The organism is Pseudomonas sp. S2_H10 (assembly GCF_054668285.1).
In genome coordinates, this window is the sequence record NZ_CP162754.1 from 1,133,381 (window position 1) to 1,159,632 (window position 26,252).

26 protein-coding genes and 1 pseudogene are annotated in these 26,252 nt (G+C 63.1%); 16 read left to right on the plus strand and 11 right to left on the minus strand.

All coding sequences use genetic code 11. The features are described 5' to 3' along the window. The first annotated feature begins 256 nt into the window (after window positions 1-256). From AB4O16_RS04930 to AB4O16_RS04960, 7 genes are all read left to right on the plus strand, one after another. Entirely contained in the window at window positions 257-2,719 is a 2,463-nt protein-coding gene (locus tag AB4O16_RS04930) for a TonB-dependent receptor plug domain-containing protein (protein ID WP_460157169.1), read from the plus strand. A 237-nt stretch (window positions 2,720-2,956) separates the two neighbouring features. Beyond that, on the plus strand, window positions 2,957-3,718 hold the full coding sequence (locus AB4O16_RS04935; RefSeq protein WP_460157170.1) for an ABC transporter permease: 762 nt from the start codon (window positions 2,957-2,959) through the stop codon (window positions 3,716-3,718). A gap of 9 nt (window positions 3,719-3,727) precedes the next feature. Continuing rightward, window positions 3,728-4,489 (plus strand): ABC transporter permease, encoded by a 762-nt coding sequence (locus tag AB4O16_RS04940; protein WP_160388365.1) that lies wholly within the window; start codon window positions 3,728-3,730, stop codon window positions 4,487-4,489. A gap of 11 nt (window positions 4,490-4,500) precedes the next feature. Continuing rightward, the gene (locus AB4O16_RS04945; protein ID WP_460157171.1) at window positions 4,501-5,295 is read left to right on the plus strand and encodes an ABC transporter ATP-binding protein; all 795 of its coding nucleotides are present in this window, start codon (window positions 4,501-4,503) and stop codon (window positions 5,293-5,295) included. Between the two features lie 57 nt (window positions 5,296-5,352). After that, window positions 5,353-6,165: an energy transducer TonB gene (locus AB4O16_RS04950; RefSeq protein ID WP_460157172.1), complete on the plus strand. Its 813-nt coding sequence runs from the start codon at window positions 5,353-5,355 to the stop codon at window positions 6,163-6,165. 84 nt (window positions 6,166-6,249) lie between these two features. Beyond that, a complete protein-coding gene (locus tag AB4O16_RS04955; protein ID WP_160388362.1) occupies window positions 6,250-6,972 on the plus strand; it encodes a MotA/TolQ/ExbB proton channel family protein in 723 nt (240 codons plus the stop codon). A gap of 1 nt (window position 6,973) precedes the next feature. Beyond that, on the plus strand, window positions 6,974-7,375 hold the full coding sequence (locus AB4O16_RS04960) for an ExbD/TolR family protein (RefSeq protein WP_160388361.1): 402 nt from the start codon (window positions 6,974-6,976) through the stop codon (window positions 7,373-7,375). 77 nt (window positions 7,376-7,452) lie between these two features. Here AB4O16_RS04960 and hpaC read toward each other — a convergent pair whose 3' ends face one another. Continuing rightward, window positions 7,453-7,965, minus strand: a complete 513-nt coding sequence (gene hpaC / locus AB4O16_RS04965; protein WP_160388360.1) for a 4-hydroxyphenylacetate 3-monooxygenase, reductase component — start codon at window positions 7,963-7,965, stop codon at window positions 7,453-7,455. Window positions 7,966-8,222: 257 nt separating this feature from the next. Between hpaC and AB4O16_RS04970 the strand changes: the two genes are divergently transcribed. Further along, the gene (locus AB4O16_RS04970) at window positions 8,223-8,852 is read left to right on the plus strand and encodes a response regulator transcription factor (protein ID WP_160388359.1); all 630 of its coding nucleotides are present in this window, start codon (window positions 8,223-8,225) and stop codon (window positions 8,850-8,852) included. Window positions 8,853-9,129: 277 nt separating this feature from the next. Here the strand turns inward: AB4O16_RS04970 and feaR are convergent, their stop codons facing one another. From feaR to AB4O16_RS05015, 9 genes and pseudogenes are all read right to left on the minus strand, one after another. Further along, entirely contained in the window at window positions 9,130-10,050 is a 921-nt protein-coding gene (feaR, locus tag AB4O16_RS04975) for a transcriptional regulator FeaR (RefSeq protein ID WP_160388358.1), read from the minus strand. Window positions 10,051-10,205: 155 nt separating this feature from the next. Next, entirely contained in the window at window positions 10,206-11,156 is a 951-nt protein-coding gene (locus tag AB4O16_RS04980) for a PDR/VanB family oxidoreductase (protein ID WP_460157173.1), read from the minus strand. A 144-nt stretch (window positions 11,157-11,300) separates the two neighbouring features. After that, a complete protein-coding gene (locus AB4O16_RS04985; RefSeq protein ID WP_460158035.1) occupies window positions 11,301-12,041 on the minus strand; it encodes an SDR family NAD(P)-dependent oxidoreductase in 741 nt (246 codons plus the stop codon). A gap of 15 nt (window positions 12,042-12,056) precedes the next feature. Continuing rightward, a pseudogene (locus tag AB4O16_RS04990) lies at window positions 12,057-12,551 on the minus strand (aromatic-ring-hydroxylating dioxygenase subunit beta); the annotation flags it as partial. Beyond that, window positions 12,548-13,831 carry an aromatic ring-hydroxylating oxygenase subunit alpha gene (locus tag AB4O16_RS04995; protein ID WP_460157174.1) on the minus strand — a complete coding sequence of 428 codons (1,284 nt, stop codon included), beginning with the start codon at window positions 13,829-13,831 and terminating at the stop codon, window positions 12,548-12,550. The gene AB4O16_RS04995 and the pseudogene AB4O16_RS04990, both read right to left, overlap by 4 nt. Window positions 13,832-13,854: 23 nt before the next feature. Next, window positions 13,855-14,979 (minus strand): amidase, encoded by a 1,125-nt coding sequence (locus AB4O16_RS05000; RefSeq protein ID WP_460157175.1) that lies wholly within the window; start codon window positions 14,977-14,979, stop codon window positions 13,855-13,857. Next, window positions 14,976-15,446: a nuclear transport factor 2 family protein gene (locus tag AB4O16_RS05005; RefSeq protein ID WP_460157176.1), complete on the minus strand. Its 471-nt coding sequence runs from the start codon at window positions 15,444-15,446 to the stop codon at window positions 14,976-14,978. Before AB4O16_RS05005 ends, AB4O16_RS05000 begins: the two co-directional genes overlap by 4 nt. 3 nt (window positions 15,447-15,449) lie before the next feature. Beyond that, complete coding sequence (locus AB4O16_RS05010; RefSeq protein ID WP_110661140.1) at window positions 15,450-15,821, minus strand: hypothetical protein; 372 nt, start codon at window positions 15,819-15,821, stop codon at window positions 15,450-15,452. Window positions 15,822-15,852: 31 nt separating this feature from the next. Further along, on the minus strand, window positions 15,853-17,016 hold the full coding sequence (locus AB4O16_RS05015; protein WP_460157177.1) for an acyl-CoA dehydrogenase family protein: 1,164 nt from the start codon (window positions 17,014-17,016) through the stop codon (window positions 15,853-15,855). Window positions 17,017-17,363: 347 nt separating this feature from the next. On the opposite strand from AB4O16_RS05015, the gene AB4O16_RS05020 reads away from it, so the two are divergent. The 8 genes from AB4O16_RS05020 to AB4O16_RS05055 all read left to right on the plus strand — a co-directional run bounded on the left by AB4O16_RS05020 (window position 17,364) and on the right by AB4O16_RS05055 (window position 23,737). Next, window positions 17,364-18,845, plus strand: coding sequence for a sensor histidine kinase (locus AB4O16_RS05020; RefSeq protein WP_460157178.1), 1,482 nt, complete (start codon window positions 17,364-17,366; stop codon window positions 18,843-18,845). Between the two features lie 217 nt (window positions 18,846-19,062). Continuing rightward, window positions 19,063-20,211 (plus strand): amine dehydrogenase large subunit, encoded by a 1,149-nt coding sequence (locus AB4O16_RS05025; protein WP_460157179.1) that lies wholly within the window; start codon window positions 19,063-19,065, stop codon window positions 20,209-20,211. Between the two features lie 11 nt (window positions 20,212-20,222). After that, window positions 20,223-20,762, plus strand: coding sequence for a MauE/DoxX family redox-associated membrane protein (locus AB4O16_RS05030; protein WP_460157180.1), 540 nt, complete (start codon window positions 20,223-20,225; stop codon window positions 20,760-20,762). A gap of 5 nt (window positions 20,763-20,767) precedes the next feature. After that, window positions 20,768-21,394 (plus strand): methylamine dehydrogenase accessory protein MauD, encoded by a 627-nt coding sequence (gene mauD / locus AB4O16_RS05035; RefSeq protein ID WP_460157181.1) that lies wholly within the window; start codon window positions 20,768-20,770, stop codon window positions 21,392-21,394. Between the two features lie 18 nt (window positions 21,395-21,412). Then, window positions 21,413-21,934, plus strand: a complete 522-nt coding sequence (locus AB4O16_RS05040) for a methylamine dehydrogenase light chain (RefSeq protein WP_008050506.1) — start codon at window positions 21,413-21,415, stop codon at window positions 21,932-21,934. 278 nt (window positions 21,935-22,212) lie between these two features. After that, complete coding sequence (locus AB4O16_RS05045; protein WP_160388347.1) at window positions 22,213-22,734, plus strand: cytochrome C; 522 nt, start codon at window positions 22,213-22,215, stop codon at window positions 22,732-22,734. A gap of 101 nt (window positions 22,735-22,835) precedes the next feature. Then, complete coding sequence (locus tag AB4O16_RS05050; protein ID WP_150719264.1) at window positions 22,836-23,051, plus strand: DUF4287 domain-containing protein; 216 nt, start codon at window positions 22,836-22,838, stop codon at window positions 23,049-23,051. 14 nt (window positions 23,052-23,065) lie between these two features. Continuing rightward, window positions 23,066-23,737, plus strand: coding sequence for a class I SAM-dependent methyltransferase (locus AB4O16_RS05055; protein WP_460157182.1), 672 nt, complete (start codon window positions 23,066-23,068; stop codon window positions 23,735-23,737). Between the two features lie 111 nt (window positions 23,738-23,848). On the opposite strand, the gene metE is transcribed toward AB4O16_RS05055, so the two are convergent. Beyond that, complete coding sequence (gene metE / locus AB4O16_RS05060) at window positions 23,849-26,137, minus strand: 5-methyltetrahydropteroyltriglutamate--homocysteine S-methyltransferase (RefSeq protein WP_460157183.1); 2,289 nt, start codon at window positions 26,135-26,137, stop codon at window positions 23,849-23,851. Window positions 26,138-26,252 lie beyond the last annotated feature (115 nt).

Genomic DNA, 26,252 nt, shown 5'->3' on the forward strand with positions numbered 1-26,252 from the left:
GATGGGCCCGCATGCCTTGCATCGCCCTCTTGGCCGCCATCGCCAGCAAGCCGGCTCCTACAGAAAAATCATCGAATCCGGACTACCGGTACGCACCCATAAAACCATCGATTTCCGGACCTCCGGCATCCACACATCCACTGTAGGAGCCGGCTTGCCGGCGATGAGGCCCGCAAGCCTTGCATCGCACTTGAGGCCGCCATCGCCGGCAAGCCGGCTCCTACAGGGTCTTCATTTGTCTGGAAGGAATTTAGCCATGTTCCATCACACCCCGTTGGCCGGCGCTGTCGCGCTGGTCATTGGCAGCCTTGCCATGCCTGTCGTGGCTGCCGAAACCCAACCCACAGCCAGCAGCGACCACCTCGACACCGTGGTGGTACTCGGTACGCGGCGCAGCGACGTGACCGCGCTGGAAAGCGCCGCGCCGATAGATGTGCTGTCCAGCGAACAGCTAGAACAGACCGGTGCCAGCGACCTGTCCGGCGCCCTCACCGCCCTGTCACCGTCGTTCACCTATCCGCAGTCGCCCCAGGGCGCTTTTGCCGGCTCCATCGCCCAAGGCGCGTCGTTGCGCGGCCTGGCATCCGATCAGGTGCTGGTGCTGGTCAACGGCAAGCGCCGCCACACCAGCGCCAACGTCACCCGCCAAAGCCTGGTCAACGGACGGGGCGCGGCAGCGGTCGACCTGAGCCTGATTCCCCTGAGTTCGATCCAGCGCGTGGAAATCCTGCGCGATGGCGCGGCGGCCCAATACGGCTCGGACGCCATCGCCGGGGTGATCAACATCGTGCTCAAGGAGAAAGACGACGGCGGCGACCTCGGTTATCGCTTTGGCGGCTACGACAAGGGCGATGGCATCCAGCGCAAATTCAGCGGCTGGAAAGGCATCGCCCTGCCCAACGACGGCTTCCTGACCCTGAGCTTCGATGCCGGCAGCCAGGACCCGGCCAGCGACACCAACCCCGACAACCGGATCTTTTACCCCGGCTCCACCAGCATCAACACGCCCCGCGAGCAGAACAACCGCTACCGCACCTGGCGCTGGGGTTCGGGCAACGTGTCGGACCAGTACAACTTCGCCCTGAACAGTGAAGTCGGGATCGGCGAAGGCCTGACCGCCTACGGCTTTGCCACCTACTCCCACAAGAACACCGACGCCGAAGGCTTCTTCGATCCGCCCACGACGTTGCGCAACAACTACAGCAGCACCGCGTTGCAACGCTTCCCGGATGGACGCCTGCCCATCACCCGCTACTCGCTGGAAGACTATGCGCTGACCGGTGGCCTGCGTTACGAAGACGAGCAACTGGGCAAGTTCGACCTTGCCGCGAACCATGGCGACAACACCCTGAAGTCCACCGACCGCAACGCGATCAACCCCAGCTGGGGCGCCGACAGCCCGGAAAAGATCTACACCGGTGAACGCGAGGCCGATCAGACCAACGTGACCCTGGACTGGGTGCGAGACTTCCCGACCGACCTGTTGTTCAAACCGCTGACACTTTCCGCCGGCCTGGCCTGGCGCCAGGAGAACTACGAACTGAGCGCCGGCGAAGCGGCGGGATGGCAGAACGGCCCGCTGTTCAACACGGTCGACCCGGTGACCCGCCGGCGCATTCCCGGGTACTACTCGGGCATCACCCAGGTCGACGCCGCCTCTCTGGAACGAAACGTACTGGGTGCCTATGTCGACGTCGAAGGCCAGCTCAGCGAAAAATTCCAGGCGGGCGTCGCGGTGCGCACCGAGCACTACTCGGACTTCGGTGACACCACCAACGGCAAGCTCTCCCTGCGCTACGACTTCACCCCGCAGATCGCCGCACGAGCCACCGCCAGCACCGGCTATCGCGCGCCATCCCTGGTGCAGAGCGGCTTGTCTTCGTTCAGCGTGCAGGTGGTGGAGCAGCCACCGGGCAGTGGCAACTTTGTCGAAGTGCAGCAGCGCACATTGCGCGCCGACAGCCCGGAGGCAGCACTGTTGGGCGGGACATCGCTCAAGCCGGAAGAGTCCACCAGCTATTCCCTGGGCCTGGTCTGGCGTCCGCTGGCCAATGCGTCGGTGACGCTGGACGCCTACCGCATCGATATCGACAACCGCATCACCCTCTCCGACCAGTTGCCCGCGTCGGTCGTTTCGCCGATCTTTGCCGGAACGCCTTACGCCAATATCCAGAGTGCGGCCTTCTACACCAACGTGGCCGACACCCGCACCGACGGTGTCGAGCTGGCCGGCAACTATCAGCTGGACCTGCAGCAATGGGGACGCCTGAACCTGAATGCCGGCGTGAGCCAGAACAACACCAGAATCACCGCCCTGCGCGACGTCGGCAACATCAAGGGCTCGCAGATTGTCGGCCGCACCACCCAAGGCCTGATCGAGGACGGCACGCCCGACTCCAAGCTGATCCTCAGTGCCAACTGGCTGTATGACGGTTGGGGCGTCACCGTGGCCCAGCGCCGCTATGGCGAATGGAAAAGCCTCAACTCCACCAACCCGACCCTGGACCAGACCTACAGCCCGCAATGGGTGACCGACCTGGATCTGTCATACACCTTCGACAAGGCGCTGAAGGTGTCGGTGGGGGCAATCAACCTGTTCGACACCCATCCGGACAAGGCTGACGGGGCGCAGTTGTACGGCGTGCCGAAGTACTCGATCACCAGCCCCGAAGGCGCCCAGGGCGCGTTCTACTACACCAGCGTCAGTTACGACTTCTGAGTGGGCTGCTGCCGGGGTGTTGCCCTGGCAGCAGCGGGTGCGGATCAGGCATCAATCGCCGGGACGACGAGCCCTGTAGGAGCTGGCTTGCCAGCGATGCGCTCAGCACGATTTGTGTCGGCCGCACCGCCGCCATCGCCAGCAAGCCGGCTCCTACGGATTTAACCCGCCCGATCCCGCCGCGCTGGCACAGCTCTTGCGATACCCCTTCGGTACTTCGCCGAATTAAGAACCGCCATGCGTACTCAACGTCTGTTGTCCTCCCTGACCTGGCTCATCTCTCCTGTTGCCCTGTTGTTGCTGTGGGCGGTGGTCGCCGAGGCCGGGATTTTTCCGCGCAACCTGCTGGTCCCTCCCGCTCGGGTGTGGCAGACCTTCGAACAATTGTCCGCCAGCGGTGAACTCCTCGAACACCTCCTCAACAGTCTGTCGCGCCTGGGGCTGGGGTTCGGCATCGGCTCACTGTGTGGCCTGGCGTTCGGCGTGCTGATGGCCCTGTCGAAGAATGTCGAGATCTACTGCTCGCCGCTGTTCCACACCCTGCGCCAGATTCCCAGCATCGCGTTGATCCCGATGTTCGTGCTGCTGTTCGGCATCGATGAAACCTTCAAGATCATCATCGTAGCCAAGACCGCATTCTTCCCGGTTGCGCTGGCCGCCAGCGAAGGCGTCAAGGCCATTCCGCGCAGCTACTTCGAGGTGGCTGACGTTTACCGCTTGCGCTGGCCGACACTGGTCCGCGAGATCGCCCTGCCCGCCGCCGCGCCGCCCATCATCACCGGTTTTCGTATCAGCCTGACCCGCGCCTGGGTGGTGCTGGTGGCCACCGAGTTGCTCGCCGCCGACAGTGGCCTGGGGCAGATGATCGAGATGAGCCGGCAAATGCTGCGCATCGATGTGGTGATGGTCGGGATCGTGGTGACCGGATTGATCGGCTTCACCCTGGATTTCAGCTTTCGCCAACTGGAACAGCGGCTGTTCCGCTGGCAGACCCGCTAGGAGCCTTCGATGTCTGGACTGATTGCCAAATCCCGTGGCCTGTTGCTGCCGCTGTTGTTGATCGGCGGCTGGGAATACCTGTCACGCCAGGACGCGGCGGGGGCTTACGCCTTTGTGCCGCTGTCGACCATCGGCGCCGCCTTGCTCGAGCTGCTGGGCAATGGCGAACTGCTGGTGAACCTGTTGGCCAGCCTGGCGCGTACCAGCACCGGGCTGGCGCTGGGGATTTTCTTCGGTGTCCTGTTGGGCGTGTTGATGGCGCTGTCGGGACTTGCCAACCGGCTGATCGGGCCGCTGTTTCATTCGATCCGCCAGGTACCCATGCTCGGCTGGATTCCGCTGATCGCCATGTGGTTCGGCAACGGCGAGTTCTCCAAGGTGCTGATTGTGAGCCTCGCGGCTTTCTACCCCATGGTGCTCAACACTTACCAGGGCTTCAGCCATGTCGAGCAGCGCTATCGCGAAGTCGGCCAGGTGCTGGTACTGACCCGCTGGCAACGGTTTCGTCATGTGCTGTTGCCCGCGGCGCTGCCGAGCATCGCCACCGGTGTGCTGCATGCGCTCGCGTTTGCCTGGGTCACGGCGGTGGGCAGCGAGTTGTTCCTGTCTTCGGGAGCCGGTCTGGGCAACCTGATGATGAACGCCGAAGCCGGCTCACGCATGGAAGTCATCGTCCTCAGTGTGCTGTGCATCGGTCTGTGCGGTTACCTGATGACCCTGCTATTCACCCTTCTAAGCCGCCATTTGCTGCGCTGGCGCAACATTCGTTGAAAGGCCACTCCATGAACGCAATCGCCCAATATGTCCCGCCCCATAGCACCCCGCTACAGTCCGGCGCCCTGCAAATTCGCGGCCTGAGCAAATCCTATCGGATCGAAGGCCAGCCTTTGCCGGTGCTGCGCAGCATCAACCTCGACGTTCGCCCCGGCGAGTTCGTCAGCATCGTGGGTGCCAGCGGCTGCGGAAAATCCACGCTGCTGCGACTCATCGTCGGGCTGGAGGCCGACTACGAAGGTGACATTCTGCTCGATGGCAAACGGATCGTGGCCACCAGCCTGGAACGCGGGATCGTGTTTCAGGATCACCGTTTGTTTCCGTGGATGACCCTGAGCCAGAACATTGCCCTGGCCTTGAAAAACCACCCACTGTCCCAGACCGAAAAAGACCGTTTGGTGGCCGAACACATTGCCCTGGTCAACCTCGACGGCTTCGAGAATGCCTACCCGCACCAGTTGTCCGGCGGCATGGCGCAACGAGCCGCCATTGCCCGGGCGCTGATCAACAAACCGAAAGTGCTGTTGCTCGACGAACCCCTCGGCGCGCTCGACGCCTTGACCCGGGTACGGCTGCAACACGAGTTGCAGCGCATCTGGGTGCAGCAACGCTGCACCGTGATCATGGTCACCCACGACATCGAGGAAGCCCTGTACCTGGGTGACCGGGTGATCGTCATGGACGCCCATCCGGGACGGATCAAGCACGAAATCAAGGTCGACCTGCCCCATCCCCGGGACCGGGCGTCAAGCGTACTGCAAGGCTACAAGGAACAACTGCTGGAGGAACTGGTGGGGCATTGAAGCCCGGACCGGTCCGTCCAAGCGTGGAAAAAACACAGGATTCACAGGAGTAAACAAATGGGCAATGTCCAAAGCCCCGCCAGTCTGCCGCAGGTGTTCCAGAGCCCGGGCCTGGGTGAGCTGCTCAACCTTGGCCGGGTGTTTCGCGAGCCCCTGGCACTGTCTCGCCTGCAACGTACACCGCAACGGCTGTTGAATCGTCGCGAGGTGGTCTTGCTCGCCGTGTTGGCGCTGGTCCTGCATGGCGCGGTGATCGTCTGGGTCAACCAGATACCGGCGCCGGAACTGCCTGTGGTGCCGCCGGAAATTCCGCCGATGACCATCGAGTTCTCGCAACCGGCGCCACCCGTTGTCGAACCACCTGCGCCCGAGCCGATTGCCCAACCCGTGGTGGAACCGCCGCCACCGGTGGAAGATGAACTGGCCGTCAAGCCGCCACCGCCCAAGCCGATACCCAAGCCCAAGCCTGTGATCAAGCCAGTGCCTAAACCGGTGGCCAAACCCGTGACAGCGCAACCTGCCCCGCCCGTAGCAGCACAACCGGTAGCGGCGGCGCCAGCACCTGCGGCACCGCCTGCCCCTCAGCCGGTGACCCCGGCTTCGGCGACTGCCGGTTACCTGCACAACCCGGCGCCGGAGTACCCGTCCCAGGCCATGCGCCGGGGCTGGCAAGGCACGGTGTTGTTGCGCGTGCATGTGTTGGCCAGCGGTAAACCCGGTGAAATCCAGATTCAGAAAAGCAGTGGCCGCGAATCGCTGGACGACGCCGCACTGGCCGCCGTGAAACGCTGGAGCTTCGTCCCGGCCAGGCAAGGCAACACCGCGCTGGACGGCTGGGTCAGCGTGCCCATCGACTTCAAGATCAAGTAACTCAAACCTATCGATACCTCGCGGGCTACCTGACAAAAGGCGCATCGCTACAACCGATCCAATGCCTTGCTGGAGCACCCGACCATGAATCTACTCACCTCCCCCTTCGAATCCATCGAACACGCCGTCATCTGGCTGTTGATCGTCTTCTCCGTCGCGACCTGGGGCCTGGCCTTGCTCAAGGGACTGCAGTTCACTCGGCTGAAGGCGCAGGACCGCAAATTCCACCGGCAGTTCTGGGCCGCCTCGAGCCTTGAATCGGCCGCCGATTTCGCCAACAACCTGCCTGGCGCCGCGGCCCGCGTTGCGCTTGCCGGTTACAACGCGATCCAGATCAGTGACAGCCAGAACGCCGACCTCAGCCAGTCGATCAATCATCAGGACCGCCTCGAGCGTGCTCTGCGCCAGCAGATCGTGCGTGAACGGCGCTCCCTGGAAACCGGCTTGGCAATCCTCGCCAGTATCGGCAGCACCTCGCCCTTCATCGGCCTGTTCGGCACCGTCTGGGGGATCATGTCCGCGTTGAAAGGGATCAGTGCAGCGGGTTCGGCGAGCCTGGAAACCGTGGCGGGCCCCATCGGCGCCGCACTGGTCGCCACCGGCGTCGGTATTGCCGTCGCCGTGCCGGCGGTGCTGGTCTACAACTACTTCCTGCGTCGCCTGAAGCTGACGGCGGCAGACCTGGATGACTTTGCGCACGACTTCTACAACCTCGCGCAGAAGCACGCATTCCGCGTACTGCTGACCCCAGTCGCGGGCAAATCCGGCGCCAGCACCTCCGGGCAGAAAATCAAGGAGGCGTCCTGATATGGCCTTTTCGACTCAAGACAGCGATGAAGTACTCAGTGAGATCAACGTCACGCCCCTGGTGGACGTGATGCTGGTGCTGTTGGTGGTGTTCATCGTCACCGCGCCGCTGCTGACCAATGCGATCCCGATCAACCTGCCCAAGACCGAAGCCGTGGCGCCCGTGGAGCAGAAAGACCCGTTGGTGGTGAGCATCGACGGCGCCGGTAAAGTGTTCATCAACAAGGATGAAATCCAGCCGGATCTGCTGGAGTTCAACCTTAAGGCGGCCAAGGCCAAGGACCCGGAAGTGCGCGTGCAATTGCAGGCCGATGACGGCGTGAATTATGGCGAAGTGGCTCGCGCCATGGCCTCGATCGAGCGGGCGGGGATCAGCAAACTGTCGGTGATCACTGCGAGGTAGGAGCCGGCTTGCTGGCGATGGCGGTCTTCAGGGCCTCATCGCTGGCAAGCCAGCTCCTACAGGTTGGGTGGGGGAGTTCAGCAATGCGCCCCGGCATGCTCGAGGCGATGAAACAGGCGGTTGAAATACACCAGGCTGTCACGCGGTTCGCGCACGCCGACCTTCGTCAGCTCGACGAACATCACCGAATGCGAGCCCACTTCCTTGCATTCGCTGATGCGTCCTTCCAGTTGCACCAGGGCATCGCGCAGCACCGGCACGTCGGCGGCGCCGTCGTCCCACAGGTCCCAGGCGAAGCGTTCGGCCATCGGCACCTGGGTCATGCCGGCGAAGTGCCGGGCCAGTTCTTCCTGCTCGCCACACAGCACGTTGATGCACAGGTGGCCGTTGGTGCGGAACACGTCGTGGGTGGCGCTGTTGCGGTTGACGCACACCAGCACCGTGGGCGGCGAGTCGGTCACCGAGCACACGGCGCTGGCGGTGATGCCGCAACGGCCGCCGGGGCCGTTGGTGGTGATGATGTTCACCGCGGCAGGCAGCTGCGCCATGGCGTTGCGAAAGTCGATTTGCTGCTGGCTCAGGTCGGCCATGTCGATGCCCCTTCCTTCTGGAGGACCGGCGTTGCGCGGTCCGTAGGTGATGGAACAAGACTAAGGCCGTGGCTGCGCCGCAACCATTCTGACGATCCCCATGACGAGGTTGGGTTTCCGCTAGTCGACTAGGTGGTTTCTTTATCGCAAGGGCCGGCCACAGTGGGTATTCTGCTTACTGACTCGGCAAAGACGAGCCGATGCGTGCCGCGCGTTCGCGTGCGAAAACAATAATTAGAATTTTCGTGGCAGCCCCGATGGAAACCCGCAAACCGATTGTTTACATCGTTGACGACGACAAGGACCTGCGCACTTCGCTGGCGTGGTTGCTGGAGTCGGTCAGCGTGCAGGCGCAGTGCTTTGCCGGCGCCGAAGAATTCCTCAGCCAATACGACCCCAAGCAGCCCGCCTGCCTGGTGCTCGACGTGCGCATGCCGGAGACCAGCGGTTTCCAGTTGCAGGAAATCCTCAACCAGCGCGGCAGTACCCTGCCGACCATCTTCGTCTCGGCCCATGGCGATATCCCGATGTCGGTCGCGGCGATGAAGAACGGCGCGCTGGACTTCGTCGAGAAGCCCTACAACCCGCAGCAGATGATCGACCGCATCCAGGCGGCGCTGAAAACCGCCGTGCACGCCCAGGCCGATCAGCAGCAGCGGCAGAACCTGCAAGGCAAGCTGGCGCTGCTGACCAGCCGAGAGCGCGAAGTGTTGATGCTGGTGATCGATGGCAAGGCCAGCAAGGTGATCGCGCGCGAGCTCAACATCAGCGTGAAGACCGTTGACGTGCACCGCACCAAGATCAAGGAAAAGATGGGCGTGACCAGCATCGCCATGCTGGTGCGCGAAGTGCTGCATTTGCCGGTGGAAGAGCCGGTGCGGCATTGAGGGATCTGTGGCGGTCATCAGACCGCCATCGCTGGCAAGCCAGCTCCCACAGGTTCTTTAGTGCACACAGCATTTGTGTACGACGCAGATACTGTGGGAGCGGGCTTGCCCGCGATGAGGCCGGCACATTCAACATTGATAGTGACTGACACACCGCTTTCGCGGGCAAGCCCGCTCCCACAGGTTCCTCAGTGCACACAGCATTTGTGTACGACGCAGATACTGTGGGAGCGGGCTTGCTCCGGGCGGCGTTCCGACGATGAACGATAACGCGCTGTCAGATCTGGCTATAGCGCTTGCGATAAGCCCCCGGCGACACGCCAAAGCGCGACTTGAACGCCGACGAGAAGTAGCTCGAGTCCGAGAACCCCCACGCATAACACAACGCCGACAGCTTCTGATCGACATCGGCGCGGCGCAGGTTTTCCGCGCAGAAGTCCAGGCGGCGATGCTTGATGTATTGCGCCACCACCAACCCGCGCTTGGAGAACATCCGGTACAGGCCGCGCACGGATATGCCCACTTCACGGGCGATCAGTTCGGGGCACAGTTCTTCGTCGCTGAGGTGTGCATCAATGAACGCGATGATCTTGCGGAATTGCCGTTCATGGGGATCGGCAGCGCTGTCGCGAGCGCTGATGCCCGGCAGCAGCAGGCTGGCCAGGGCATCGAGCACGGCCTCGCTTTCCTGCATGTCCAGGCCTTCGTGCTGACGGGTGTCCAGCACCAGCTTGTTGGCCATCGCCGCCAGGGGGCTGCTCGCCGCGATGCGCGTGGCACAGTTGACGGCGTTGAAGTGCGAACCACGTTCCACCACCTGGCGCGGAAGTATCAATGACAGCTGTCGACAGTCGTCGTTGTAGATCATGTCGCTCGGACGGCTGGCGTCGATCAGCGCGATGTCGCCACACCCCAGGTTCGCGCGGTTGTCGCCCTGCTCCAGCTGCGAGCTGCCGCGCATCTGGAACACTGCGTAGTAGTGTCCGTCGCTGCTGGTGCTGACGTCCTTGCTGGTGCGATACAAATGCACATGCGCCATGTCGACCACACTGAGGTTGATCGCACCGCTGCGAAATTCCGCCAGTTCGCCGTAGAAATCCGTGTCCAGCGCCCGCGCGTCGAAACGCCCACAGGCCTGGTTCACCTGGCTCAACCAACTTTCGAACGCCTCGTTGCGCACCGTCGATGCTGTAATCATGTCCGCAAAGCCTCAGGGTTTTTGTTGTTATTTTCCGACCGCTTCGTCGAGCGGTTCGCTAAAAATCATTCTCGTTTGTAGCCGTCTCCTCCCTCGACGGCCGCCGGGCGCCCATTCAACAGGCTCCGGCGCATGCTTTCCAGCCTTCCTTAGTCTTACAGGTCCAATACCAGACGAGCGGAAAGCGCCCGCGATACACAGGCGCAGATCTGCTTGTTGGAGGCCTTTTCCTTGTTCGACAGGCAGTTGTCGCGATGCTCCGGCAAACCGTCCAGGACCTCTACTATGCAGGTGCCGCAGATGCCTTCGCGGCACTCGGTGTCGATGTCGCAGCCGTGGGCTTGCAGCACGTCGACCAGGCTGCTGTCGGCCGGCACGTGTAGCACCACGCCGGAACTGGCCAGTTCCACTTCGAAACCGCCGGCCGGGGCGCTGTTGGCCGCCGGGTCCGCGGCGAAGTGTTCGAGGTGGATGGCATCGTCCGCGCGACTGCGCGAAGCCACTTCCACCACCTTGTTCATGAACGGTGCCGGGCCGCAGGTGTAGACGTGGGCCGCGCCGCCGGCGCGCTCCAGGCATGCGCTCAGGGCGCCGTCCAGATCCGCCGGCTCCACGCCGTAGTGGAATTCCACCTGATCGGCAAAGTTTGTCGCCAACAGCTCGGTAAACGCGGCGTACTGCGCCGAACGAGCGAAGTAGTGCAGGCGGTACGGCTGGCCGCTTTCCGCCAGTCGATAAGCCATGCTCAACAGCGGCGTGACGCCGATACCGGCGGCGAACAGCACGTGTTCGCGGGCACTTTCATCAAGACGGAACAGGTTGCGCGGCGCCCCCATTTCCAGCTCCATGCCCTCTTCTACCTGCTCGTGCAGCGCCAGGGAACCACCGCGCGACTGCGCTTCTTTCTTCACCGCCACCAGATACGCACGGCGATCCTGCGGCGGGCTGCACAGCGAATACTGGCGGGTCACCCCGGTCGGCCCGGTCAGGTCGACGTGGGCGCCCGGCTCATAGGTGTCGAGCGGCTGGCCGTCACTGCGCACGAGGCGAAAGGAACGGATATCCAGCGCTTCGTCGACGATCCTTTCGATCTTCACCTTCATCATTGCATCACCTGAATATATTTTTGTTTAACACAGCACTTGTAGGAGCCGGCTTGCTGGCGAAGGCGCCCTGATAGGCGATGCATGACTCAAGGCCGCCATCGCCAGCAAGCCGGCTCCTACAAGGGTTATTTTTCGGCGAGCCAATCAGCGCATGAACAAGCCGCCGTTGACGTCCAGGCACGCGCCCGTCACGGAAGTCGCGTTATCGGCGATCAGCAGCAACACGCTGTCGGCGATGAACGCAGGGTCACCGAGGGTGCCGGCCGGGATCATCTTGAGAATCTGCTCCAGACGCTCCGGCGCCACACTTTCACGCACTATCGGCAAGTCCAGCGGACCCGGCGAGATGCTGTTGACCGTCACCCCTTGCGGCGCCAGTTCCCGGGCGAAGACCTTGGTCAGGGTCGCCACGCCGCCCTTGGCCGCCGCGTAATGCGCGCCGGTGGCGGTGCCGCCGTTTTGTCCGGCCAGGGACGCGATGTTGACGATGCGCCCGAAACCGCGCTCGGCGAAGTGCGCGCCGAACACCTGGCAGGCGACGAAGGTGCCGCGCAGGTTGATCGCCATCGACTCGTCGAACTCTTCCGGCGTGATGTCCATCAACGCCGCGACCTTCGACACACCGGCATTGTTCACCAGGATGTCCGTGCCGCCCCAGCGCTCGGCGAGCAGGTCGCGGGCACGCAGGAAGTCAGCCTTGCTGCGCACATCCAGCTCGATGGCGACGGCGCTGGCGCCACTGCCATCCAGTTCTGCGGCCAGTTGCTGCACGCCATCGAGGCGCACATCCGCCAGGGCGACGCGATAACCCGCCGCGTGCAGACGCCGGGCGATGCATTCGCCCAGCCCGCGCGAGGCACCCGTTACAAGGGCTACTCGACTCATGATGTTGCCCTCACAAAGGAAGCCGAGCGCGCTCAGGCTGTCGGTGGAGTTGATCAGGCGCACCACTTTGCGCTCCAGGGTCGGCACGCCGTCGGTGAAGCGGATACGGTGGTTCAGGTCGGCCACGAACGGCGTGTGCACGCCGCGCTTGTAGGCGTACAGCAGCTGCGCGGAGTTCACTTCGACGATGTCGCCGGCCGCTTCCACCAGACGGAAACGCGAGACCGTGCGAATGGTTTTCGCAGCGTCCACCGCCGACGGCGAGTAGCCGGCGGTCAGGCGTTCGATGCGCAGGTCACGCATGCGCGCATCGTCGTAGGCGTAGTTCAGGGTCGCCTCGAAATCTTCGGTATCCGGGTCGATCGGCACGATGTACTTGCCGCTGTCGCTCCACAAGGTTGCCCATTCGGCGTAGTTCTTGTGGTCGAGCAGTTCGGCTTCGCGCCAGATGAATTCGATGGCCTGGGCCAACGGGCCGGAAAAACCATTCAGGGTGTCGTGATTGCTCATTGGCTCATCATCCTTTTCCACATGTCGTAGGCACCGCGCATGCCGCCTTCGTCGGTGGCGTGGCTGACCTTGTCGCCGTTTTCAGCGGTGATTTCGCGGTTCAGGCCGCGGTTGACCAGGATCGGCGCGTCGACGCCGGCATACGAGCCGCGCTGCACGCGGTCCCAGGCCTCGGCATCGTCGGGGCTGCCGAAACCGAACGGGCCCTGGAAGTGTTCGTGGATGCGCATGCGCTCGCGGTTGGCGACTTCCGGGCCGCCGTCCATGCCGAGGGCAACGTGACGGATCTCCGTCTCGGTGACCGACACCGGGCGCAGCACACGGAAGAACGACATCGACATCGCCACGTTGGGGAACAGGTTCAGGTTGAACCCGGCGCCGTGCAGCGAACGCACGATGCGACGCACCTGATCGGCCGGCATGGTTTTCGACAGCTCTTCAGTGACGTGGGCGAAGCGTTCCTGCAACTGCTCGGTGCCGTCGTCGTGATCGAGGTCGACGTGCTCCGGCACCATCACCATCACGCTGTGGCCGTTGCCCGGGGAGTGGGTCACGGCTTGTTCGTCGGTCATGAACGAGAGCATTTCCGAGGTCTCTTCATCCACCGACGACATGAACGACTTGTGCACGATCGGGAAGTGGTAACCGTCGGTGGTGTTTTCCAGCTGGATCTTCCAGTTGCCCTTGAAGCTGAACTTGTGCTCGCCCTGGGTCTTGATCGGGTAGCCGGCGCCCTGCTTCATGAACAGGTCCATCCAGTGCTTCGCGCCACCGAGGAAGTCTTCCAGCGGCTCGATCTCGTCGTTGTAGCTGGCGAAGACCATGCCGGCGTAGCTTTCGACCCGCAGGCTGGTCAGCGGCAGCTCGGATTTCTCCAGGATGCCTTCGTAACCGTCCGGATACGGCAGCGCGCGCAGCTTGCCGTCCAGGCCATAGGACCAGCTGTGGTACGGGCAGGTGAATCCGGTGGCGTTGCCCTTGTGCTTCTCGCACACGGTGGCGCCACGGTGGCGGCAACGGTTTTCCAGCACGTTGATGTTGTTTTTCTTGTCGCGCACGACAATCACCGGGCGACGGCCGACCATGGCGGTCTTGAAGTCGCCGCTGTTGCGCACTTCGCTCTCGTGGGCAACCCACACCCAGGTGCGGTAGAAAATCTTGTCCAGCTCGGCTTCGAACAGTGCTGGATCGTTGTACAGCGAGACGTCGACGCGGTCGTGCTGGACCAGGTCTTCGGGGCTTTTCGACGATGCGATCAGCTGATATTCATGAGTGCTCATGCGGTTCTCCTCATGGCTTCTTTTTATGATTGAGTGATAGAGGCTTGCAGCTGCGCACCAAAGGCGCAGACCAGTTCGTCCTGACCTTTGCGACCGACTATTTGCAGGCCGACTTTCAGCCCGCCGCAATCGAGTTCCACCGGCACCGTCAGGGCCGGATGGCCGCTGAGGTTGAAGGGACGTACCAGCGGGGTCATGCCGGCCACGGCCTTGCTGCCGGCGCGGGCTTCGCCGAGGGTCGGCGGCAGGGTTGGCAGTGTCGGCAGCAGCAATACGGCAAAGTCTTCCAGCGCTGCGTCCACTTGTTGGGTGAACGCTGTGCGCACGGCCTCGGCCTCGGCCAGGTCTTGGCGCGTGGTGCGGCTGGCCGCCAGCAAACGTGTTTCCACGTCGGCGCCGATCAAGCCTTTGCCGGTCAGGTGGCCGAACGCCGCCCAGTTTTCGAAATTGATCACGGTCAGGCCGGCGGCGAACGCTGCTTCGAACTCGCTCAAATGCAAATTGCCGCGGCGCCATCCGGCGCGGTCGGCGGCGGCACCCAGGCAGGCTTGCAGGTGCGGGTCGCAGTTCACGTCAAGGAAGGCGACTTTTGCACCGGCGCCCGGCAAGCCCTGAACGGCAAAGCCCGGACAGATCACCTGCATCGCCGCGATCAGGTCGTCCATGCTTTTGGCGAACGGCCCGACGCAATCGAGGCTGGATTCCAGCGGATGGGCGCCAACACGGCTGACTCGGCCGTAAGTCGGCTTGAGCCCGGCCACGCCGCAGCAAGCGGCCGGCACCCGCACCGAACCACCGGTGTCGGTGCCGATGGCGATGTCCGCCAAACCTGCCGCGACCGCCGCAGCCGAACCGCTGGACGAACCGCCCGGCACGCGGTCCGGCGCCTGCGGGTTGATCGGCGTGCCGGTCAAGTCGTTGATGCCGGTGACGCCAAACGCCAGTTCATGCAGGTTGGTCTTGCCGACGATTTGCCAACCGGCGTCGAGGATCGCGTCGACTACTTCGGCGTTTTTCGTTGCCGCCGGTGCATCGGCAAAAGCACGGCTGCCCGAGCGGGTCGGGTGGCCGGCGATGTCGATGGAGTCCTTGATGGCGACGCGCTTGCCGTTGCCACCGAGAAGGAATTCGCTGATGAAGGTACTCATGCACTCAACTCCGTATTGAACAAACGCTGCGTACGGAAATGCGCGATCAGCCAAGTGCCATCCACGCAACGAAAATCAATGTTCAGACGCGTGCCGAACAGCTCGTTGCGGCCATCGGCGTAAGTCGAGATCTGCTGCATGATCCACTGCCCTTGCGCCTTGTTACCGTCGACCACGATCGACTCGCTGGTGAGGTAATGCAGGTTCAGCTTGAAGTGATCGGACGGCGGCAGATAACCGCCGACAAAGGTCGCCACCGCCGCACGTCCGTGGTGCTGGCCGAAGGTCTGCGCGGTCTGGGTGCCGAGGCCTTCCCAGACCGCATCTTCGGTGAACAGTTGCGCCAACTGGCTCAAGTGAATCGCCGCCCGCGGCACATCGCACAGGTCCATGTAGCGCGCCATCAAACGACGCACTGCGCTTTCCCCTTCGAGCGTCGCCAGACGCTGCAGCAAGGCCTCGTTCATGGCTTACACCCTGGCCGCATCAGGGATGGTCAACGGGCGACCGATGCGCGCTTCGATCTTGGCGTAGCGCCACAGGCTGTATTGGCCGACCGGCGTGGTGCGGAACAGGTTGCAGGCGTCGATCACCGACTGGTGGCAGTCGACGTCGGCCATGATGTACACGGTCCATGGCGAGGTGGTGGACGGGCCGACCATCAGGCGGTCGTCGTCCATGGCACCGAGCACGGTGATGCCCGGCATGGCGCCGAGGTCGCCCATCATCTGGCTGAAGCCTTTCCACACGCTCAGGCCTTCGCCGGTGGGCAGGTCGAAAAAGTTCTGGGTGATGCCGATGCAGAAGACGACGCGCAATGGCTCTTGGGTGGTTTGCGACATGGGTGCGATTCCTTGAAAAAGTAATGGGGGTTCAGATGTAGCCCGGGAACGGCGGGACGCCGAGGAACACCGAGCCGGCGCCGTCATACAGGCCTTCGCTGAGGAAGGCGTGCTGGGTCACCACCATCGAGTCGCGCAGGTAGCGCTGCAGCGGATGGCGCAGGTAAATGGCGGTGGTGCCGGCCAGGCTGTAGGCGCTTTGCACCACCTCGGCACCGGCCTGGGACACGTGGATCGCCGACAGGCGCAGCAGGCTGGTCTGCTCCGGCGTGACCGGGTTGCCGGCCAGGATCGAGTTCCACACCTGTTCGGTGGCGTTGTAGAAGAAACCGCGCGCGGCGCTGAGCTTGGCTTCAGCCTTGGCGATCTCGATGCGCACGTAAGCGCGGTCGGACAATTTCGGTGCGCCGGTGATGCCGCTGCCGCCCGCCATGCGGCTGATTTCGTCCAGCGCTGCGCGGGCCAGGCCGAGGTTGACCACCGCCAGCACTTGCGCGGCATAGGCGATCGACGGGTAGCGGAACAGCGGTTCGTCGATGGTCGCGGCACCGCCACGGATGAAGGTCCAGCGCTCATCAACGCGCTTGTCCGTCACCCGCAGGTCGTGGCTGCCGGTGCCTTTGAGGCCGACCACTTCCCAGTTCTCGACGATGTCTACCTGCCCAGGGCGAAATACTGCGGTGCGCGGCTTGCCGCCAGCGGCGCCGATGCCCACGCCCAAAAGGTCTGCGCCTTTGCAGCCGCTGGCGAATTTCCAGGTGCCGTTGACCTGATAGCCGCCTTCGACCGCTTCGGCCGGTTGCAACGGAAACAGGCCGCCGGCGAACACCAGGTCCGGGCTGTCGGCATAGAGTTCAGCCAGGGTTTCTGGCGGTAAGGCGGCCAGATAGACACCGGCGCTGCCGAAGCTGGCGACCCAGCCCGCCGAGCCGTCGGCTTCGGAGATGCGTTCGATCATTTGCAGGAACAGTGCCGGAGCCAGGGCGTCGCCGCCGAAGCATTTCGGCGTGGCAGCGCGGTAGATACCCACCTGCTTGAATCGCTCGATCATGTCCCGAGGCACGTGGGAGCCGGCGTCGAATTCCTCGCGGCGTTGACGCACCTCATCCAGCACTTGCTGAAATAGCTGACTCTCGACCATTGGCACGACCGGGGCGGACACAGGGTCTTGTTGCGCGACAGCTGAACGCAGCATGGGCTAGTTCTCCGTTGTGATTATTGTTGGTGGGCTCCGCTGTTCCCTCTACCTGTAGGAGCGAGCTTGCTCGCGATGGACGTCAACGATAACGAGCCCAGTCTGGATGACTGCGTTGTTCAGACGTTTTTCGCGAGCAAGCTCGCTCCTACAGGGGTAAGGAGCGCGGTGGTTGCCCTTGCATTGAGGTCCAGTGTAAAAACCGCGTCCGGCCGCAACTATTGGGGCGTGCAGCCCCCGCGCTAAAGAAAACCCCTAGGCCCACGCCGGTTACCTCTGAGCGCATCGCGCTGTGCGAGCAGGTATAAAACGCCATACTGCAAATCTCTGCCGCCAGGGGCCGTGCGATGTACCTGCCAAAACCGAACGACTTTCATGCGCTGATCGAAGCCATGCCGCTGTGCATCATTCTTCATGACGCGCACACCAAGGAAATCCTCTGGGCCAACGCCGCTGCCCTGGCGGCGCTGGGCTTTACCCTGGAAGAACTGACGCCGCTCAAGGCCCCGGACATGACCCGCGACGCGCCGAAATACCGGCGTTCGGTGGGTTTGCGCTGGCTCGAAGGGGCCGCACGCACCGGGCAGCGGGCCATCGAGTGGTGCTACCGCTCCAAGCAAGGGGTGGAAATCCTGTCCGAAGCGGTGGCGACCCTGGTGCACCTGGACGGGCGCGACGTGTTGATGGTGCAGTTCCGCGACATCTCCAAAGAGGACAAGGTCAAGCGCGACCTCAAGCGTTTCGAGAGCCGACTCACGGCGTTCATGCAGGACCTGGCCGAAGGCGTGGCCGTACTCGGGCCAGAGGGCGATATCCGCTTTATCAGCGACTCCGGCGCGCACCTGCTCGACAGCGAAGTGCACAAGCTGATGGGCAAGAACTTCCTCGCCTGGTGCGACGACGCTTCACGCCAGCGCTTGCTGCAACGGTTCGCCGTGGAGACGCCGGAGCACGCGCCGTTCAACGTGCATTACCAGGTGCAGCGCCGCGATGGCGAATGGCGCTGGCATGATGCGACCTGCCGCTATATCGAGATCGAGGACGATCTGGTCGGCCACCTGCTGCTGTTTCGCGACGTGACCGAACAGGTGCAGGCCGAAGAGGCGCGGCGGTTCAGCGAGCAGAAACTCGAATACCTGGCGCGCTACAACGCCATGGGTGAAATGGCCGTGGCGATTGCCCACGAGCTGAGCCAGCCCCTGGCGGCAACACGCAACTTCATCGAAGGCACGGTGATTCGCCTGGGCAACGTCGCCGATGCCGACCCCGCTGTCACCTGGGGCCTGCAGAGCGCCGTGCGGCAAATCGAGCATGCTTCGGTGATCATCAAGAGCGTGCGCGATTACGTGGTCAAGCTGGAGCAGTCGGAAGAGCGCGTCGACCTTAATGAACTGCTGCGCGAAACCCGCTATTTCATCAGCCTGCGCGCCGACCCGAGCCTGGTGCGCGTGGAAATCATCGACTCGCCCGAACCGCTGATGGTGAGCTGCGAGAAGGTGCTGATCGGCCAGGTGATCCTCAACCTGGCCTTCAACGCCATTGAAGAAATGGCCGACCTGCCGGCCGAACGACGCCTGCTGCGCATCCATGCCAGCCGCGACAACGATGTGGCTTTGGTGCGCATCGAAGACAGCGGCCGTGGCATTCAGGCCCAGGCGCAAGAGAAGCTGTTCGACGGGTTCTTCTCGTCCAAGGTCAGCGGCAACGGCATCGGCCTGGCGCTGTGCAAGAACATCATCGGCCGGCATCGGGGCGATATCTGGGCGCAAAACCTGGAGCCGTGCGGCGCTGTATTTACCTTCTCCCTGCCTCTCGCCAATCCCGCCTGACCTACACAAGCCCCCTCACCACAAAAGCTCCTTTGCCCCCCCTCTCCACCCCCCGCCTTATCAGCCTGCGCAGCCAGTTTCATGACACTGGCACAGACACACAAACACTTGGCAGGCAGGGCAATTCTCGCGATCGCGGGGCACGGCAGAATCAAAGGGTAAAAATCTGCCAAAGCACCCGCGATCCGCGTTACCAACAATTCAGGAAGTTCCCCTTATGCGAACAAACAGGATCTCCGTACAGTCAGCGCTAGGCCTGAGCCTGCTTGTACTCGGTTTGAACAGTGCCCGTGCGGATTTGCCCGCCGGTACGATTGGCCAGACCGTTCTGGCGTTTCCACCCGAAGCTCACCGCGCGTTTGTCATCGACGTCGAATTCGACAGTTTCGTCGCTGGCCGCGTGACCGTGGTCGACCCGGACCAGAAGCGCATCCTCGGCATGGTCCCGACCGGTTTTGCCGCGCCGTCGACCCTCAGCCATGACAAGAAGACTATCTACAGTGCAGACATCTGGTATTCGCGCGGTACCCGTGGCACCCGTACCGATGTGCTGACCGCCTGGGACAGCTCGACCCTGTCGCCGGCCTGGGAAGTACTGATCCCGAACAAGCGCGCCGAATCGCTGACCCAGCGTTACTCGCTCAAGCCGAGCGGCGACGACAAGTTCGTCTACGTCTACAACTTCACCCCGTCGACTTCGGTGACCGTGGTCGACACCCAGGCCAAGGCCGTGGCCGGCGAAATCGCGATTCCCGGTTGCGTGCTCAACTACCCGGTCGGCAACCGCCGCTTCGCCTCGCTGTGCGGCGACGGCAGCCTGCAGGTGGTGACCCTCAACGACCAGGGCCAGGAAACCGCGCGCAGCCGCACGCCGTTCTTTGATCCGAACGCGGAAAAACTGGTGGAACGCGCGGTCAACGTCGGCGACACCTACTACTTCACCACCACCACCGGCACCGTGCGCCCGGTGGATTTCGCCGGCGATGCGCCGAAGATCCTGCCGTCCTGGTCGCTGGTGTCCGAGGAAGAAAAGAAAGCCGGTTGGGCTCCGGGTGGCTGGCAGCTGATGGCCGTGGCGCCGAAGCTGGACCGTCTGTACGTGCTGATGCACGACGCCCACGAAGCGATGAAGTGGGAAGACCCGAGCCCGCTGATCTGGGCGTTTGATCTCAAGACTCACAAGAAGATCGCCACCCTCGAAGCACCGGTTCCGGTGTGGAGCATGCAGGCCACCGGCGACGACAAACCGCTGCTGCTGGGCACCGACGTGGAAGGCGGTTTGCAGATCTTCGACCTGAAGACCAACAAACTCACCGGCAGCATGCCGAAAGTCGCGAAGACCGCGACTCAGGTCCTGAGCTACTAAGAGGTTCGGCTATGCACACAGATCCGATCTTCATCATAACCAGCGCCGTCGCCATCGCGGTGTTGCTGGCCAGTGCCGCGACCCACAAGTTGCGCGCGCCGGCCCGCTTCAGCAAGCAGTTGGCGGACTACCAGTTGCTGCCCGCAGCGCTGGTGCGCCCGACGGCACGCCTGGTGCCGCCGCTGGAACTGGCCATCGCGTTCGCCTTGCTGGTGCCGGTCAGCCGCGGTTACGCCGCGCTGAGCGCCGCCAGCCTGCTGGCGCTGTACGCCGCCGCCATCGGCATCAACCTGTGGCGCGGTCGCGCGGACATCGACTGCGGTTGCGCCGGTCCCGACCAGGCACAGCCGCTGCGCCCGGTGCTGCTGGCGCGCAACAGTGCGCTGGTCGCTCTGGCGCTGGTGGCCAGCATCGCGCCGGTGGCCCGCGACCTCAACCTGTTCGATGGCTTCGTGACCCTGGCCGCCGCCGCCGTCGCGCTGCTCATCTACGCCGCCGCCGATGGCTTGCTGGCGAACTCCCCTCTTCTGCTCAAATTGATTGGTAGGTAATCGAAATGGAAGGCTTGATAGTTTCCAACGTTCTGCTCTGGGTGCTGCTGGTGGCCGTGGCGTTTGTCGTCATGGGCCTGGTGCGGCAGATTGGCGTACTGCACGGTCGCCTGGCACCGGCCGGCGCGCTGATGGTCGATAAAGGCGTGGCCGTCAACGAAGCCGCTCCGCAAGTCACCGCAGCCGACCGTCACGGTCGTCCGGTGAACTTCGGTTATGCCGGCGAGAAATCGCAGCTGCTGTTCTTCCTCTCGCCGACCTGCCCGATCTGCAAGTCGTTGCTGCCGGCGATCAAATCCATCGCCGGGGAACAGGCCGGTACGCTCGACGTGGTATTCGTCAGCGACGGCGACATGGATGCCCAGCAAGCGCTGATCCGTGAGCACAAACTCGAAGACGCGACTTATGTGGTCGGCCCGGAAGTGGGCATGACCTACCAGATCGGCAAGCTGCCGTACGCCGCGCTGATCGACAAGGCCGGCACCCTGCGCGCCAAAGGCCTGGTCAACTCCCGCGAGCACCTGGACAGCCTGTTCGAAGTCGAGCACCTCAAGCACGCGACGCTGCAGCAGTACCTCAATGCCCAGCCGCACACCCACGATCACGACCACAGCCACGGCCATAGCCACTGATAAGGCAGGGAGACCTTTATGAAACTGCTGGATCTGTTGTTTGAGCGTTCGTCCCGCCGTGTCGCCGACACCACGTCGCGCCGCAAACTGCTGGCACGCATGGGTTCGCTGATGGTGGCCGGTGCCGCCCTGCCCCTGCTGTTGCCGCTGGATCGCACCAGCAAGGCCCTGGCCGCGGAACCTGCGCAGGCCGGCGACCCGGGTGATCCGAACAGCTGCGACTACTGGCGCTACTGTTCCATCGACGGCTTTCTGTGCAGCTGCTGTGGCGGGTCGGTGACGTCCTGCCCTCCGGGCACCGAAGCCTCGCAAGTGACCTGGATCGGCACCTGCCGCAACCCGGCCGACGGCAAGGACTACATCATTTCGTACAACGACTGCTGCGGTAAACAAAGCTGCGCCCAGTGCGCCTGCACCCGCAACGACAGTGAAGAACCGGCTTACCGCCCGTTCAACAACAACGATGTGAACTGGTGCCTGGCCGCCAAATCGCACATCTACCACTGCACCGTATCGGTGATCCGCGGCGTCGCCGTTTAAAAAACGCGCTTTGCGCCGGTTGCTCGCGCAACCGGCGGCTTTTTTTTCTGTGGCTGCTTTTGTTTTTTTTTAGCTGTTCTCTGTACCTCTGTACCTCTTTACCTCTTTACCTCTGTACCTCTGTACCTCTGTACCTCTGTAGGAGCGAGCTTGCTCGCGAAGGACGTCAACGATAACGCGGGTTATCTGGTTTAACGCGTCGCCCTTGAGTTCTTCGCGAGCGGGCTCGCTCCTACAGGGGATCCAGAGTCAAAACGGTCATCAGCGGAGTTAGTTACATGCGTAGTTTGATATTGCTCGGTCTCGTCTGCGCCCTCGGCGCCCCGCTCGCCCAGGCACGGGCCATTCCCGACCCGAACCAGCATCACGCGCCGGGTAATGAATCGGTGCAAACCCCGATTGCCCAGGCCGGGTACAGCGTCGGCGTCAACTACCAGTTGCAATGCGCCGGTTGCCACCTGGGTGACGGCACGGGTTCCGCCGCCAACGACACACCACGGATGAAGGGCTTTGTCGGCAACTTCCTGAAGGTTCCGGGCGGCCGCGAATTCCTCGTGCGCGTGCCGGGCATGTCGCAGTCGGCGCTGGACAACGCGCAACTGGCGGACCTGCTCAACTGGCTGATGCGCAAAGACGGCATGGCGGGCGACAGCCTGCCGGCCGACTATCAGCCTTACACCGCCGAAGAAGTCACGGCGTTACGCGCCAAGACCATGCTTAACCTGCCGGGCACCCGCAGCGAGTTGATCAAGGGCATGCGTGCCCAAGGCATCGCGATTGATGACGGGATGAACTACTGACTTCGAAATCGACGGCTCGAACGATGGACTCACCGAAGGCAAATCAGTAACGTAATCGGCGCTGCATTCGAACTCAGATCATTGGAAAGGGAGTTTGCATCGTGACCGAAGAGACCAAAACCAAAGGACCGGCTTCGTACTTCCCGTCAATCGAGAAAAAGTATGGGCAGCCGGTCAGCCATTGGCTGGACCTGCTTAAAACCGTCAGCGACAAGAAACACATGGAGCTGGTGGCCTGGCTCAAGGCCGAACACGGCATGGGGCATGGGCACGCCAACGCGTTGGTTGCCTATCATCTGGCAGCCGCCAGACCCTAGCGCCGGACATCGACATGCCCGCCCCCGAATCCTTCCTCCTCGACAGCTGGCATCACAATGCCCGGGCCTGGATCGACGCGATCCGCACGGGCAGCATCGAAAGCCGCCTCAAGGTCACCGACCAGGCCATCCTGCTGGCGGTGCTGGGTCGCCAGCCTGAGCGTGTTCTCGACCTGGGTTGTGGCGAAGGCTGGTTGTTGCGGGCGCTGGCTGACCGTGGCATCGAGGCGGTCGGTGTGGACGGCGATGCGACGCTGGTGGAAGCGGCACGGGCGGCGGGCGCTGCGCCGGTGCATCTGGCGAGCTATGAGCAGCTGGCAGACACGCAGGTCGACATCGGCCGCGACTACAACCTGATCTGCGCCAACTTCGCCCTGTTGCATCAGGACATCATCCCCCTGCTCGCCGCCATGAACAGCCTGCTCGCCCCCGGCGGCGCGCTGTTGATCCAGACGCTGCACCCGTGGGCAGCTGCGGCAGGCGATTATCAGGATGGCTGGCGGGAAGAAACCTTTGCCGCGTTCGAGGGGCAGTGGCAGCCCATGCCGTGGTATTTCCGCACCCTGTCCAGTTGGCTGAATGCCCTGGACATGGCGGGCTTTACGCTGGCAGCCCTGCAGGAACCGCAGCACCCACAAAGCCCCGTGCCGCAGTCGTTGCTGTTGGTGGCCGAGCCACGACTGTAGGAGCCGGCTTGCCGGCGATGACGTCGGCGCATCCAGCATTGATGCCGCAGACATACCGCTATCGCGAGCAAGCTCGCTCCCACAGGTTTCAGTGGTGTAGCCACCGACCCGTCAGGCCCATTCCTTGCGCAGTTGGCGCGCCGCATTGACCATGTGCACCAGCGCCGCTTCGGTTTCCGGCCAGCCGCGGGTTTTCAGGCCGCAGTCCGGGTTGACCCACAGGCGGTCGGCGGGAATGCGTTTGGCGGCCTTGCGCAGCAGGCCGGCCATTTCCGCGGAGTCCGGCACGCGTGGCGAGTGGATGTCGTACACGCCCGGGCCGATTTCGTTGGGGTAGGCGAAGGCTTCGAACGCATCCAGCAACTCCATGTCCGAGCGCGAGGTTTCGATGGTGATCACGTCGGCATCCATGGCGGCGATGGACTCGATCACATCGTTGAACTCGCTGTAGCACATGTGGGTGTGGATCTGCGTTTCGTCACGCACACCGGAAGCGCACAGGCGGAACACTTCGGTCGCCCAGTCCAGGTAGTGCTGCCACTGCGCCCGGCGTAGCGGCAGGCCTTCGCGGAACGCGGCTTCGTCGATCTGCACGATCTTGATGCCGGCGGCTTCCAGGTCGACCACTTCGTCGCGGATCGCCAGGGCCAGTTGCCGGGCCTGCACTTCGCGGCTCACGTCTTCGCGCGGGAACGACCACATCAGCATGGTCACGGGACCGGTCAGCATGCCCTTCATCACTTTGTCAGTGAGGCCCTGGGCGTAGCGGATCCACTCCACGGTCATGGCTTTCGGACGGCTCAGGTCGCCGAAGATCACCGCCGGTTTGACGCAGCGCGAACCATAGCTCTGGACCCAGCCGAAGCGGGTGAACACGTAGCCGTCGAGTTGCTCGGCGAAGTATTCGACCATGTCGTTGCGTTCCGCTTCACCGTGCACCAGCACGTCCAGGCCCAGGCGCTCCTGGATTTGCACGGCGTGACGGATCTCGCTGTGCATGGCCTCGGTGTATTCGGCTTCGCTCAGCTTGCCTTGCTTGAACGACTGCCGGGCCAGACGAATCGACGCGGTTTGCGGGAACGAACCGATGGTGGTGGTCGGGAACAGCGGCAGGTTCAGACCGGCGCGCTGTTTGGCGATGCGCAGGGCAAACAGCGAGTGACGCTGGCTGTCCCTGGCGGTGATCGCGGCCACACGGGCCTGAACAGCCGGCTTGTGAATGCGTGGCGACGCCGCACGGGCAGCCTGTACGGCACGGCTTTGGCCGAGCGCTTCAAGCACCTTCGGCGCTTCCGGGTCGTTGACCGCCTGCGCCAGCACCGCCACTTCTTCACACTTCTGCACGGCAAACGCCAGCCAGCTTTTCAGTTCGGCATCGAGCTTGTCTTCACGGCCCAGGTCGACCGGGCTGTGCAGCAGCGAGCACGATGGCGCCACCCACAGGCGATCACCCAGACGCTCATGAGCGTGCTGCAAGGTGGCCAAAGCGTTTTCCAGGTCACAGCGCCAGACGTTGCGACCGTTGACCACGCCCAGCGACAGCACTTTATAGGCCGGCAACCGATCAAGAATGGTCGGGAACTGTTCAGGCGCACGCACCAGGTCGATGTGCAGGCCGTCCACCGGAAGGTTGGCGGCCAGCCCCAGGTTCTCTTCCAGACCACCGAAGTAAGTGGCGACCAGCTTCTTCAGCGGGTCGCGCTGAATCAGGTTGTAGGCGCGCTCAAAGGCGTTTTTCCAGTCTTGCGGCAGGTCGAGGACCAGGATCGGCTCGTCGATCTGCACCCACTCAACGCCTTGTGCGGCAAGACGCTGGAAGATCTGGCCGTACAGCGGCAGCAGGCGATCGAGCAATTCGAGCTTGTCGAATTCGCCGCCCTTGGCCTTGCCCAGCCACAGATAAGTCAGCGGGCCGATGATCACCGGCTTGACGTTGTGCCCCAGGGCGCGGGCTTCTTCGACTTCTTCGAAGAGTTGATCCCAGCCGAGCTGAAACTGCTGGTCGACGCTGAATTCAGGCACGAGGTAGTGATAGTTGGTGTCGAACCACTTGGTCATTTCCTGGGCGTGCGCGCCGCCGCAGCAGCTGTCGCTGACACCGCGGGCCATGCCGAACAGGGTTTGCAGACTGGCCTTGCCATCGTGCGGGCGGAATCGCTCGGGGATCACACCGAACATCAACGAATGGGTCAGGACCTGGTCGTACCAGGCGAAGTCGCCGACCGGCAACAGCTCGATGCCGGCCTTTTTCTGCAAGTCCCAGTGGCTCTTGCGCAGGTCACGGCCAACGGCGCGCAGACCGGCTTCGTCGAGCTCGCCTTTCCAGAACGCCTCTTGAGCTTTTTTCAGTTCGCGGTCGCGACCAATGCGCGGAAATCCAAGGGAATGGGCCAAAGCCATGTCAAATAACTCCAATGCGTTCAATGGGGTCATTGTCGACAGTGCCGCGGAGTGAGACAAACTCATTTTAATCGTGATGATCACAAGTTATCCTCATGATCAATCAACACGGGTT